A 12821-nucleotide genomic window follows, 5' to 3' on the forward strand; every position below is an offset into this window, starting at 1 on the left:
AGCAGCAGAGTGCCGAGCGGCAGATCTCACCACATCAGCAACTGTCCCCTTTCATCCGTACGAGGCTGGGGACGTTCACGTGTACGCCGACACGTGGATCCGGGCGGTTACTGAGCGTCCTTCTCCATCGTCGGGCGCAGCCGCTCCAGCAGGGCGTAGAGCGTCGCGCTCTCGGTCTCGTCGAGGGTGTCCAGCGCGCCGTGCGTCGCCTGCATCTCCTCGCGCACGCGGCGGATGATCTCGCGGCCGGCGTCCGTGGCCACGACGTTCTTGACGCGGCGGTCGGAGGGGTCGGCCTCGCGCCGCACCAGCTCGCGGGCCTCCAGGCGGTCCACGATCCCGGTGACGTTCGATGCGTCACACACCAGGAGGGTGGCCAGGCCGCGCATCGGCAGCGGGCCGTTGAGCTGGGCGAGGACCCGGGCCTGGGTGGAGGTGAGGCCGTAGTGGGCCGCCGCGGCCGCGAAATCGCGCCATTGGGCGGTTCCGATGGCGGCGAGCAGCTCAAGGAGTTCGAGCTTGGTGGGGGCGGGTCGGGTGCTGGCGCTCATGCCGTCGAGCGTACTCGGGTGGTTGACATTGTCAACCTTTTACTTGACCACTTTAACTATCGACGTCTACCGTCGACGGAGTTACTTGATGACATCAAACATCTGCGATCTGAAGCACTAAGAAGGTCCTGTCAGCATGAGCACCGCCGCCCCCGCCCCCGCCGAGGCCAAGAACAGGAACGAGACGATCATCGTCTTCGCCCTGAGCCTTGCCGCCATGGTCGTGTCGATGATGCAGACCCTGCCGGTCCCGATCCTGGGCCTCATCCGCACCGACCTCGGTACCTCGACCGCCAACGTGAGCTGGGTGACCACCGCCACGCTGCTGTCCGCCGCCGTCTTCACCCCCCTGCTCGGCCGCTTCGGCGACCAGCACGGCAAGAAGCCCACGCTGGTGGCGGTCCTCGGCGTCATGGTCGTCGGCTCCGTCATCGCCGCCATCGCGACCTCCCTCCCGCTGCTGATCCTGGGCCGCGTGCTGCAGGGCGCCGCCACCGCGATCTTCCCGCTCGCCCTCTCGGTGCTGCGCGAGGAAGTCCGCCCGCAGAAGCTCCCCGGCGCGATGGCCCTGGTCAGCGGCACCCTCGCCTTCGGCAGCGGCCTGGCGCTCGTCGCCACGGGCCTGCTCACCTCCGGCTCCGACGCCGACTACCGCAACGCCTTCTGGATGGCGACCGGCTTCGCGACCCTCGCCCTGCTCGCCGTCGCGTTCCTGGTCCCCGCGACCCGGCACAAGACCGGCGGCCGTACCGACTTCCTCGGCGCGCTGACCCTCGGCATCACCCTCCTGCTGCTCCTGCTGCCCATCTCGCAGGGCCACGAGTGGGGCTGGACCTCCGGCCGTACGCTGGGCAGCTTCGCCGGCGCCGCCGTCATGACCGCCGTCTGGGTCTTCACGGAGCTCAAGGTCAGCGAGCCGCTCGTGGACATGCGGATGTTCGTCCACCGCCCGGTGCTCATGGCCAACCTGGCCGGCATCCTCGTCGGCTTCGGCATGTTCGCGAACTTCCTGGGCGTCTCGTACCTCGTCCAGATGCCGGAGAAGCTCACCGGCTACGGCTTCGACGCCTCCATCCTGCGCGCCTCCGTCCAGTTCCTGCTGCCCGGCGCGATCGTCTCCCTGCTCGCCTCGCCCATCGGCGGCCAGCTGGTCCGCCACCGCGGACCGCGCGTGGCCCTCGGCCTCGCCGCCGGCCTCGGCGCCGTCGGCTTCGGCTGGCTCGCGCTCGACCACGGCCACAGCTTCTCGGTGATCGGCGCGGGCCTGATCGTCGGCGCGGCCGTCAGCTTCGGCTACGCGGCCATGCCCGCCGTCATCATGGCGAGCGTCCCGCACCACCAGAGCGGCATCGCCAACGGCATCAACTCGATCTCCCGCTCCACCGGCAGCGCGATCGGCAGCGCCATCGTCACCACGATCCTGGCGTCGAAGACCATCGAGCACCTGCCCGCCGGCGTCCCGGCCCTGCCCGCCGAGTCCGGGTTCACCCTCACCTTCTGGATCGGGGCCGTCGCCTTCGCCCTGGTCGCGGTGATCAGCTGGATCGGCCTGCGCGGAGCGCACGGACCGCGCACCACCGAGTCGGCCACGCCCGCCGAGGCCCCCGCCAAGGTGGCGGAGCCGGAGCCGGCGCAGACCGTCTGACCTGGCCCTTCGAGGGGACGGCACCGTTCGCGGATGCCGTCCCCTCGTTTGCGTGCTGTCCTGTCCCCGTGGACAGGGACCGCCACCGGGCGGCGGGGGCGGGCCTGGCCCCGGACGCGAGGAGTGACCTGCCATGGCGATCCTGATGCACGCCATCGTCCCGGGCATCACCGCGGACCAGTACGACGCCCTCCACGCGGAGCTCCTGTCGATCCCCGGGATGTTCGACGGCTGCCTCTCGCACGTCTGCGTCGTGAGCCCCGAGGGCCTGGACATCTACGACATGTGGGAGAGCGAGCTGCACGCGAACGTCTTCGCGGAGAAGCTGATGCCCGTCGTGGAAGCCCAGGGCTGGCAGAGCACGGGCGGCCGCCCCGAGGTGTTCCCCGTCCACAACTACGGCTTCCCCGGGATCAAGGACTGATCCCGGCTCAGGCTTCGCCGCGCGCGGCCGCCTGGCGCTGGCGCTTGCTCAGCGGGGCGAGCGAGAGATCCTGTGCGCGGGAGGTCAGGCGCTTGAAACCGTAGCCGCGCTCGGTGAGCCACCCCTCGGCGGCGAGCTCGGCGCGGGCCGTCGCGTCGAGGACGTCCTCCTCGGCCTCCCCCGAGTCGAGGAAGCGGAACGTGAAGAACGGGCCGACGGCGATGTCGTACGAGAGGTGGCCCTCGGGGGTGTAGGCCGAGTGCATGATGTCGTGCTCCGGCGCCGCGGCCAGCAGCTCCGCACGCTGCTCGGCGCTGAGACCGTCGAAAGAGCCGCGGATGGTGATCCGGAAGGTGCGAGTACTCATTCCGGCAGGGTAGGCAGCCGGGAGGGCCCGGCGCACCGGGATTTTCCGCAGGTGGCCCGCCGGGCGGCAGCGCCGGCGCGCCGGCCGTCTCAGACGTCGATGTGCCCCATCAGGCCCTGCTGGTAGTCCGTCTGGGCCTGCCGGATCTCGGCGGCGGTGTTCATGACGAAGGGGCCGGTGCGGGCCACGGGCTCCCCGAGCGGCTCGCCGGCCAGGACCAGCACCTCGGCCGCCGCCCCCGGTGCCTCGACCGTGAACCGCTCCGCGTCCCGGCCGAGGATGGCCAGGTGGCCGTCGGGGAGCCGGGCATCGGGGGTGGCGGCCGTCCCGGACAGCACGTACAGCAGGGCGCTGTGACCGGTCGGGACGGTGAACCCGGCGCGTCCGCCGGCCGTGAGGCGGGCGTGTACGACGAGCACCGGGGTGTGGGTCTCGAAGGGTCCCCGCACCCCGTGGGTGCTGCCGGCGATCACGGTGAGCTCGGCCCCGCCGTCCTCGGTGACCACCCGCGGGATGCCGCCGGGGGCGCGGCCGTACTGGACGCGGGGCGGCGTCGACTTGAGCCGGGCCGGCAGGTTCACCCAGATCTGGAGCAGGTGCTGCGGGCCGCCGCCGGCCAGCGGTCCGGGGGCGGGGCGCGCGAGGTGGACCAGCCCCGACCCGGCCGTGAGCCACTGCACCTCGCCGGGGCGCACGACCCGCTCGTGCCCCGCCGAGTCGACGTCCTCCATGGCGCCTTCGATGACGTACTGGATGGTCTCGAACCCGCGGTGCGGGTGCGGCGGCGTGCCCTTGGCCTCGCCCGGGCCGAGTACGTGCGGGCCGACCTGGTCGACCATCAGGAACGGGTCGACCATGGGCAGCCCCGGCTGCGGGAAGGGCCGGCGGACCGGGAAGCCCTCGCCCTCGAAGGTGTGGAAGGGGCGGACGACGCGGAGGGTGGAGCGTACGGCGGCGGTGGTGGTGAGGTGCATGCGCCGAATGAACGGCACGGCCGATTCCACTGTCAACGCGGACCCGTTCGGCTGTCAGGTCGCACCGCCGGCTCCAGCCACCGCGGCCCGGGCCCGAGGCCGGACCCGGGCCCGGCCTCGGGCCCAGGCCGGGCTTCGGCTTCCGTCCGGGCTGCGGCGTCAGCGCCTGCGGGCCCGGGCGCGGCGCAGCAGTACGCCACCTGCGGCCCCGGCCAGGGCGATCACGGCCACACCCGCCGTGGTCCACCAGACGGTACGGTCCGTGCCCTCGTCGCTCTCACCGGCAGGGGCCGGGGCAGCCGACCCGGAGGGCGCGGGAGGAGCCGAAGCGCCGGACGGGGCGGGCGATGCGGAGCCGGACGGGGCGGCCGCGCTCGGCGTGGCCGCGGAGGGCGCCGGGTCGACCACCGGGACGGCGATCTCCTTCTCGCCGTGCCCGAGCGACGGGAAACCCACGTCGACGCTCACCTTCCACGTGCCGGGCGGCAGCACCTCGGCGGTGCTCCAGCCGGTACGCGACCCGGGGTCGCGCACCAGCCGCCAGGGACCCATCGTGCGGGAGCCGTCGGGGCTGACCGAGTTCACCGTCGCGGCGACCGCCTCGTCGATGGCGTCCCCGTCGTTCTCCCAGGTGATCTCGGTGGTGACATGGCCTTCCCGCTGCCCGCTGATCACGACCTTGACGGTGTCGCCGTGGGCTTGGGCTTCGATGGGAAGGGCCACGGCCAGGGCCTGGGCGAGGAACAGGAACAGGAAGCCGAGTCCGCTGCGGACCGGGAAAGCGGGACGTGTACGCATCGTTGGGTGCTCCTGGTGCGGTGGGATGCGAGGTGCTGCGCTGCGGGGATGAGCCGCTGTGCGGGAGATGAGGGGGCCGGTGGACGGCCGCGTGGGGGCGGCCGTCCACCGGCGGCGGGCGGGATCGGATCCGGAAGGTCAGCCGGCCTTCTGGACCGTCCACACCTGGGACGCGCGGCCGTCCGTGCGCTGGAGGTCGAGCAGCCAGGCGCCGTAGTACGGGCGGCCGCTGACGGTCAGGGCGTAGCCGCCGCTCGCGTCGGTGACGGTCACGCCGCCGCCGCGGGAGGCCAGCTTCCACTGCTGCGCGGAGTTGCCGCCGCAGGGCTGCTGCGCGATCCACATGCCGGCGGCCGGAGCGCCGCCCGCCTGCAGGCACTTGCCGGAGACGGCGGACTTGATGCGGACGAGCCCGCTGCCCGCGTCCTCGAAGAGCCACTGCTGCTGGGCGTAGCCGTTGGCGCGGCTGCCGACGAGGACCGTGCCGTCGGCACTGCGCCCGCCCCACAGCTCGGCGTTCATGCCGGTGCTGCCGTTGCCGAGCGTGTAGCGGGTACCGGGGGTGGTGGTGCCGCCGCCCGCACCCGTCGTACGGAAGGCCGTGGTCGGGCCGGCTCCGCTGTCACGGCCGGAGGCGTCGCGGACCGAGACGGCGACCTTGTACTCCGTACCGGGCTTGAGGTTGTAGATGCGCAGGGCCTGCGACTGGACCCAGGTCAGGTGCTTGCCGTTCAGCAGGACCTGGTACCACGCGGCCCCGTCGACCTTCGGCCAGCTCACCACGACGGAGTTCGACTGGATCTGGGCCGCCGTCGCCTTCGGGCCGCCCGTGGGCTTCTTGGTCGGCGTCGGGGTCGGCTTCTTCGTGGGGCTCGGCGTGGGCTTCGGGTTCGGGTCGGGGTTGGTGCCACCGCCGCCGCCGTTGGCCTTCATCAGGAACTGGTTGTTCGCGATGTTCCAGTGCGTGGCGAGGTAGCTGCCCGCCTTGGGGTTGGTGTGGAAGTAGTCGTCGTGGTTGCAGTCCAGGATGTTCTCGGCGGCCTGGTTGGTGCACACGTTGCGCATCTGCGGGTAGTACGGGGTGTCCGAGTAGCACATGACGTCCCACTCGTCCGTGCAGTGGGCGCCGCGGCTGGTGTTGGGTGCGCTGTTGTTGACCGCGCCGAGGTTGTGGCCGAGCTCGTGCGCCGCGGTGTGGCCGCCCCAGCAGCCGGAGTCCGTACGGCCGTACGAGGGGCCGAAGTTGCTCTGGTTGTCCTGGCCGGGGCGCTCGTCGCCCGCGAAGGTGCCGATGCCGCAGTAGACCTGGGTGTCCGCGAAGATCATGTACTTGCGGTCGCGGCGGTCGAGGCCCTTGCCGGCGAGCGCGTTGTTGGTCGCGCTGAACTCGGAGAGCGCGGAGGCCGGGAGCTCGATGTTGAGCACCGTCGGCGTGCAGTCCGCGGCCGTGACGAAGCGGATGTGGCGGATGCCGCCGGTCTCCTGGGCACTCGTCGAGTAGATGAGGTCGGCGTCGGCCGCCCACTTGCGGAACGAGGCGAGGTACTCGGAGTAGCGGTCGCGGTCGGAGCCGTGGACGTACACGACCTGGACGCGGTTGCCGGTGCTGCCGTCGCCGTCGCACTGGACGGTCTGGCCGGCGGGACCGGCCGCGACGGCCTGGCTGCTTCCGCCGGCCGCCGCGGGCGAGGGCGCCGCGGCGGGGGCGGACTTGGCGGAGCCGGCGTCGGCGGCGGGCGCGTCCTGAGGACGCCCGCTGCCCTCGGCCGCGGCGGCGTCGCCGGAATCGGGCTTCGCCGGGTCGGCGGCCGGGGCCTTCGTCTTGACGACGGGGGCCACGTCGGCCTTGATGTTCACGTCCTTGGGCGGGGCGTCGGGGCCGTGCGTGCAGAGCCCGGCCTCCGTGCGGTAGACGCCGACGCAACGGTCGCCCTTCGGAGCGGCCTTGAGGCCGTCGAAGACCATGCCCTTGGCGGTCTCGCCGGCGGGCTCGCCCACGAGGGGTGCCGGCTCCGCGTCACGGGCCGGTGCGGAGGCCGGTGTGAGGGAGTCCGCGGCCGCCTCGGCCAGTACGGGCGTCCCTGCCTGGGCGTCGTCGCCGAGCCCCGAGTAGGCGATGCCGCCCGCCATCACCGCCGCCGTGGCCATGGCGGCGGTGAAGAGTATCAACCGGCGGGGCTTGCGCCGGTGTTCGCGCGGCTTCCTGCGATGTCTAGTCATGCGCACCTCAAATCCTTGGTCGGGAGGAGTGGGTGCGCGGAAGCCTGCCAGACGGGCGCGGTGGAGAATTCGGACAAACGGGAATGGGGTCCGAGATATCAGACCGTTACCTGCTGGCTTGATTTGATGAACCGTCAATTTGCTTCAAAATAAGGCCAGTTACGCGCGTAGGGCGCTATTGGTCCAGGCCATTTTAAGGATCTCGTTATCTAATCGAGATATGTACCAAACCCTTATTGACGGCAATTCAGTCCGGAATTTATGTTATCGCTACGTGCCGAATTCCTGCCGTTACGAGCTGTGAGGAATCCTCCCTTCCGCCCGAGCAGGATGCCCGTCAGGGTCAGCAGGAGTCCGCAGATCTGTCGAAGGGTGAGCGCTTCTCCGGCGATCGCCGTACCCAGCAGCACGCCCGTGACCGGGTTCAGCAGTCCGAGCAGGCCGACCGTCGCGGCCGGCAGCCGCCGGAGCCCCGTGAACCACGCCGCGAAGGACACCGCCGTCGCGACGACCGCGACGTAGGCGAATCCGAGCAGTTCGGGAAGGTCGAGCGCCGGCGGCGGTCCCTCCGCGGCCACCGCGAACGGCAGCAGCAGGAGCCCGCCGCCCAGCAACTGCCACGCCGTCGACGCGAGGACGTCCACCTCCGCGCTCCACCGTTTGGCCAGGACGTAGCCGAACGAGGACATCGCCATCGCGGTCACGGAGGCCGCCACTCCGACCGCGTCCACCGGTACGGCTCCCGTGAGCAGCGTCAGCGACACCCCTGCCAGGCCGAGGGCCGCCCCGGCCAGCTGCCGCGACCCCGGCCGCTCGGCGATCAGTGCCCAGGCGAACAGCATCATCACCAGCGGGGCGGTCGCCATGACGGTCGAGGCCGCGCTGGTCGGCAGGCGCTGCGCGGCGACGTAGATCAGGGCGAAGAACGCGCTCATGTTGAGGAAGCCGAGCACGAGGGACTTCCACCACCAGGATCCGCTGGGCCGCTTCCGGCAGACGGCCAGGAGCAGCAGGCCGGCGGGCAGCGCCCGCAGTGCCGCGCCGTAGAGGGGGTGGCCGGCGGGCAGGAACTCGCGGGTGACGTAGTAGTTCGTGCCCCAGGCGATCGGCGCCGTCGCGGTGACCAGCGACCATCGGAGATTGGCTTCCATGGAAGCTATAATACCTTCCATGGAAGGTATGCTGGTCGGGTGAAGCGCGAACCGTACGAAACGCAGGCGGGGGCACGCGCGGCGGCACCCGCCGACCATGTCGCCCGCATCCAGGCCGAGTGGGCGCGCGAGCGCCCGGACGTCGACGTGTCCCCGCAGGGAGTGATCGGGCGGCTGCACCGGCTCGGGCTGCTCCTGACGGACCGGCTCTGCCTCGTCTACCGCCGCTACGGCCTGAGCGAGGGGGAGTTCGACGTACTGGCTGCCCTGCGCCGCGCGGGAGCCCCGTACGAGAGGGCCCCCGGCGAGCTGGCGGTGCACACCATGGTCACGACGGGCGCGATGACCAAGCGCATCGACCGGCTCGAACGGGACGGCCTCGTCGCGCGCCGCCGCTCGGCCGCCGACGGCCGGGGGCGCGTGGTCGCGCTCACCCCGGCCGGGCGCGAGCTGATCGACCGGGCGTTCACCGAGCACATGGAGAACGAGCGGGGCCTGCTCGAAGGCCTCACCCCGCAGCAGGCCGCCGAGCTGGAGGTGCTCCTCACCGCCTGGCTGGCCCGGGTCGAACCCCCGCCCGCGCCCTGACGCACCAGGGGTCCGCCGGTGGCGGCCGCTTCCGACGGCGGCCGCTTCCACCGGCGGCTGCTTCTAACGGCGGCTGCTTCTAACGGCGGACGCCGAGCTTGACCCACTTGGCGGCGCTCGGCACCCCCTTCGCGTCGAGCAGGAACAGCATGTAGTACCCGGGCGGGGCGTCCGCCGCGCCCGGCGGGGTCCGGAGCCCGATCGCGGAGCCGCGCACGCCGGTGATCGGGAGTTCCAGGTGGCGCTGGCTGGTGCTGACGGCGTGGGTGACGGTGGTCGGCGCGAGGAGCACGGCGCGGGTGACCGCGGCCGCCGTGGAGCTGCCCACCTCGAACCCGGCGCCGTAGCCCAACTCGTTCCCGGGAACCCGGTCCAGGGCGGGCCGGCTGCCGCCCCGGTGCAGGTACGCGGGCTCGTAGAGCTCGATGCTGCCGTCCATCGCGTCCTTGATGTCCGGGTCGTTGGCGATCTGCTGGAGCTCGTCGCCGGTCACCATCATCCGGCCGTCCGGCAGCACCAGGGCGTTGGAGTGGTAGCCGCGCGGCAGGCGCTGTGCCGGTCCGAGCTTCCAGCGGCCCCGGGCGTCGCGCAGTTCGATCTGCCGGTACGAGAGGTCGGCCTCGGGATTGAACGGTCCGTGCCCGTAATCCCGGGTGTCCAGAGCGCCGTTGACGGTCAGCAGCGTGCCGTCCGGCAGGATCAGCGTGTCGTCCTGGGTACGGCCGAAGGCGCGCGGTTCCTCGGTGGTCCACTTGCCGCCGGACAGGCGGTAGGTGTTCGGGTCGTGCGGATCGCCGCCGAGTACGAGCACGGAGTCCGGGCCGCGGAACCCGGCGGGCAGCGGCACGGCCGAACCGTAACCCCTGAAATCGGCGGGCCGCCGGGGCAGATCGGCCCGCGTCTCCTTGACCGGGTCGAACAGCCACTGCTGATCCGCGTCGCGGCCCAGCCCGTAGATCATGCCGTCGCGCAGCGAGAAGAGGTGCGGGTAGTCGTTGCGGAAGGGGGCGTCCGCGCGCAGCCGCTCCGCCGCGAGGCCGACCGGGATGTCGTACGTCCGCCAGGGCACGGGATGGCGCAGTGCGGGGAAGCGCTCCACGATCGGGGTGGGCGTGCCCGTGCCGCGCTCGGACTGGCCCGACATGATGATCTGGCGTCCGTCCGCCCCCGTCACGACGGAGGGGTACCAGCGGCCGACGGCCATGTCCTTGTTGCGGAACCAGGTTTCGGTCCACGGGTCGAACACGAAGGAAAGTTTGGCTCCGCTGCCGCCCTTGCCGCCCGTGTTGCCGCCGAAGACCCCGACCATGCCGTTGGGCAGGAAAGCGTGCCCGGCGCAGAAGAAGGGGGCCGGGCGGGGGGCGTACGTACCGTCGGGCATCAGGACGGTCGGGGGCTCCACCTTCTTGAACGCCCGGGCGCCGGTGCCCTTGGCGGGGTCCCACAGGAATGCGCGGCCGGCGTTCGTCGGGCCGATCCGGTCGGTGGGCCCGGTCTCCTTGGTGGGGTTGGTCTCGACGCGTTCGAAGGAGAAGAGGAGCACCTTGCCGGTGGGCAGCAGCGCGGTGTGCACACCGAAGTCGGGGGAGGGGAAGTACTCCGTGAACCGGCCGAACCGGGAGGCGTCGAAAGGGGCGTTGGTCTTCTGCTGCGAGGCCTTGAGGGCGGCGAGGCTGTCCGTGCGCTTCGACTGCGGGTATTCCTTGGGCCCTTTGACCGCGCTCCGTCGCTGGGCGTGCTCCCGGGCGTGCTCTTCGCCGATGACGGCGGCCTCGGCGGGGTCGGCCTCGGCCGCGAACGCGCTGTCGTCGGTGTGGTGGTGCCCGGGCGGGGATTCGTGTGCGGGGGCGGCCGCCGCGAAGACGGGTGAGGCGGCCCCGGTGAGGCACACGAGGGCGGCAGCGGCGGTCAGGCATGCGGACAGCAGCGCGGCGGACCGGCGTACGAGCGGACGGGGCGGCCCGGGCGGACCGGACAGGCGAAGCGGGCTGGACAGGCGGGGCGGGCCGGGCAGGCCGGGCATGGGCTCTCCTCCGTCAGCGGGATGCCCATCATATGAAATATGGGACTTTTGGTGCGGTATGACGCGGGCGGGGCGGGCGGTGACGGGTGACATGGGCCATTCGGCCGCCGGAGTGGGTGCGCTGAATCGTTTCTCCGGTGAACCGGCCCGCCCGACCGGGTGAGACGGCGTACCCGCAGCGGACGTACGCCCGCCCGAGGCGGCTATCCATGGCCACGTGATCAAGCCACTTCGCACCACCCGCAAGGCTCGCGCCGCACTGGCCGCAGCGGCCGTGACCGGATGTCTCGTCACGCTCTCCCCGTCGGCCGGGGCCACCGCCACCACCGCCGCGGCGCCCCCGGGCCGGGTGACCGTCGACGTCGCCTCCGTCAACGGCTCGGGCTGCCGCCCCGGCAGCGCCGCCGTGGCCGTCGCCCCGGACAACTCGGCCTTCACCGTCACCTACAGCGAGTACCTGGCCTCGGCCGGCGGCGGGGTCAGCGCCACCGAAGGCCGCAAGAACTGCCTGCTCTCCCTCCTCGTGCACGTCCCGCAGGGCTACACGTACGCGGTGTCCCACGTGGACTACCGGGGCTTCGCGGACCTGCAGCCCGGCGCGGTCGGCACCCAGAAGGCCAGCTACTACTTCCAGGGCATGAGCCAGACCGCCAACCGGACCCACCAGTTCCATGGCGCGCTCGCCGACAACTGGCAGGTGACCGACACCACCGGCATCGAGGCCCTCGTCTTCGCCCCCTGCGGCGAACAGCGCAACTTCAACATCAACACCGAGCTGCGCGCGGAGGTCGGGACCTCCGACAAGAACAAGACGAGCTACATGACCGTCGACTCCACGGACGGCAGCATCAACTCCGTGTACCACTTCTCCTGGAAGCAGTGCCCCGTCCGCCGCTGAGCCGGCGGCCGGTCCCCGAACGCCCCGGGCGGCGGTGGCGACGACCCGCCCCGCCGCTCGCGGGCGCGCCCCGGCGTCGTGCGGGGCCTTCCGTCCACGCGGCGTTCGCCCTGCCGGGCCTCGGCCCCAGCGGGCTTTGGTCTCACCGGGCTTCGGGCTCAGGAAGCTTTGGCCGCCCCGCCCGGTAGCGGCCCGGCGTCGTCCCGAACTCCCTGTTGAAGGCGTGCGAAAAGGCGTACGGCGTGCCGTAGCCGACCCGGCGCGCGATCGAGGCCAGCGGGTCCGGGGTGTCCCGGAGCAGGGCGGCCGCGTACGTCAGCCGCCACCACGTCAGGTACGCCATCGGCGGGCGGCCGACCAGCGCGGTGAACCGGCGCGCCAGCGTGGGCCGGGAGACGCCCGCCTCGGCGGCGAGACGCTCGTTCGTCCAGGGCGCGGACGGATCCGAGTGCAAGGCCCGCAGGGCGGCGGAGGCGACGGGATCGCCCAGCACGGCCGGCCAGGCCCCGCCCGCCCCCTCGGCCATCCAGGAGCGGATCATGTAGACGAGCAGGAGATCGAGCAGGCTCGGCACCGCCATGCACGCCCCCGGCCGCTGCGCTCCCAGCTCGCCGCCCAAGAGCGAGATCGCCGCCCGTAGTTCGGGGTGGGAGCCGACCCGGTTCGGCAGGTGCACCACCTTCGGCAGCTCCCGCAGCAGCGGGTGGACGCGACTGCGGTCGAGCCGGTACTTCCCGCACAGCATCTCCACCGCGCCGCCGGAGGAATCCCCGGCGCGGACCGGCGCCGTTCCCCCGGGCGCCGGCTCGAACGGCACGGCCCGCGCCACGGTCGCCGCGTCTGCGGGGGAGTCGGCGATCACGTGCCCCGTACCGTGCGGCAGCAACACCGCGTCGCCGGGGCCGAGGGAAACCGGCGCGCCGCCGCCGTCGGGCAGCAGCCAACAGCCGCCTTCCAGCACCACGTGGAAGCCGGCTCCCTCGTACGGCGCGAAGCGCGTGCACCAACTCCCGCCCACCCGGATCCGGTGGGAGGAGGGCTGTCCGATCCGTACGGTCGCGATGGCGTCGCTCACCACATCCATGGGGCCAGAGTACCCACAGACACCCCGGATGAGACGGCTGCGTATCCGTATGAGCCGGACGGGCATTGAGAGCCTCAACTGCCCTTCGTAGACTCGGC

Annotated in this window: 12 protein-coding genes; 4 read left to right on the plus strand and 8 right to left on the minus strand. The window is 72.1% G+C overall.

Translation table 11 applies throughout. The features are described from left to right. Positions 1-107: 107 nt before the first annotated feature. Positions 108-551, minus strand: coding sequence for a MarR family winged helix-turn-helix transcriptional regulator (locus tag ACFYXV_RS33505; protein WP_383357328.1), 444 nt, complete (start codon positions 549-551; stop codon positions 108-110). Between the two features lie 136 nt (positions 552-687). On the opposite strand from ACFYXV_RS33505, the gene ACFYXV_RS33510 reads away from it, so the two are divergent. Next, entirely contained in the window at positions 688-2196 is a 1509-nt protein-coding gene (locus ACFYXV_RS33510) for an MFS transporter (protein WP_385475588.1), read from the plus strand. Between the two features lie 133 nt (positions 2197-2329). Continuing rightward, complete coding sequence (locus tag ACFYXV_RS33515) at positions 2330-2620, plus strand: hypothetical protein (RefSeq protein ID WP_385475590.1); 291 nt, start codon at positions 2330-2332, stop codon at positions 2618-2620. A 7-nt stretch (positions 2621-2627) separates the two neighbouring features. Here the strand turns inward: ACFYXV_RS33515 and ACFYXV_RS33520 are convergent, their stop codons facing one another. The 5 genes from ACFYXV_RS33520 to ACFYXV_RS33540 all read right to left on the minus strand — a co-directional run bounded on the left by ACFYXV_RS33520 (position 2628) and on the right by ACFYXV_RS33540 (position 8130). Next, positions 2628-2987, minus strand: coding sequence for a DUF6204 family protein (locus ACFYXV_RS33520; protein ID WP_385475592.1), 360 nt, complete (start codon positions 2985-2987; stop codon positions 2628-2630). 89 nt (positions 2988-3076) lie between these two features. Beyond that, the gene (locus ACFYXV_RS33525) at positions 3077-3961 is read right to left on the minus strand and encodes a pirin family protein (protein WP_389384976.1); all 885 of its coding nucleotides are present in this window, start codon (positions 3959-3961) and stop codon (positions 3077-3079) included. 159 nt (positions 3962-4120) lie between these two features. Continuing rightward, on the minus strand, positions 4121-4759 hold the full coding sequence (locus tag ACFYXV_RS33530) for a hypothetical protein (protein ID WP_389384977.1): 639 nt from the start codon (positions 4757-4759) through the stop codon (positions 4121-4123). Between the two features lie 138 nt (positions 4760-4897). Beyond that, entirely contained in the window at positions 4898-6979 is a 2082-nt protein-coding gene (locus ACFYXV_RS33535; RefSeq protein ID WP_389384978.1) for an RICIN domain-containing protein, read from the minus strand. 233 nt (positions 6980-7212) lie between these two features. Then, positions 7213-8130 (minus strand): EamA family transporter, encoded by a 918-nt coding sequence (locus ACFYXV_RS33540; RefSeq protein WP_389384979.1) that lies wholly within the window; start codon positions 8128-8130, stop codon positions 7213-7215. A gap of 39 nt (positions 8131-8169) precedes the next feature. Here ACFYXV_RS33540 and ACFYXV_RS33545 point away from each other — a divergent pair, with 39 nt between their 5' ends. Beyond that, positions 8170-8718 (plus strand): MarR family winged helix-turn-helix transcriptional regulator, encoded by a 549-nt coding sequence (locus ACFYXV_RS33545; protein WP_383357521.1) that lies wholly within the window; start codon positions 8170-8172, stop codon positions 8716-8718. A 79-nt stretch (positions 8719-8797) separates the two neighbouring features. On the opposite strand, the gene ACFYXV_RS33550 is transcribed toward ACFYXV_RS33545, so the two are convergent. Then, the gene (locus ACFYXV_RS33550; RefSeq protein WP_389384980.1) at positions 8798-10741 is read right to left on the minus strand and encodes a galactose oxidase-like domain-containing protein; all 1944 of its coding nucleotides are present in this window, start codon (positions 10739-10741) and stop codon (positions 8798-8800) included. A 217-nt stretch (positions 10742-10958) separates the two neighbouring features. Here ACFYXV_RS33550 and ACFYXV_RS33555 point away from each other — a divergent pair, with 217 nt between their 5' ends. Continuing rightward, entirely contained in the window at positions 10959-11639 is a 681-nt protein-coding gene (locus ACFYXV_RS33555; protein ID WP_385473796.1) for a DUF4360 domain-containing protein, read from the plus strand. A gap of 142 nt (positions 11640-11781) precedes the next feature. Here the strand turns inward: ACFYXV_RS33555 and ACFYXV_RS33560 are convergent, their stop codons facing one another. Then, positions 11782-12723 carry an AraC family transcriptional regulator gene (locus ACFYXV_RS33560; RefSeq protein WP_389384981.1) on the minus strand — a complete coding sequence of 314 codons (942 nt, stop codon included), beginning with the start codon at positions 12721-12723 and terminating at the stop codon, positions 11782-11784. Positions 12724-12821 lie beyond the last annotated feature (98 nt).

The sequence above is a fragment of the Streptomyces sp. NPDC002181 genome (assembly GCF_042890485.1).
Classification (GTDB): Bacteria; Actinomycetota; Actinomycetes; order Streptomycetales; family Streptomycetaceae; genus Streptomyces.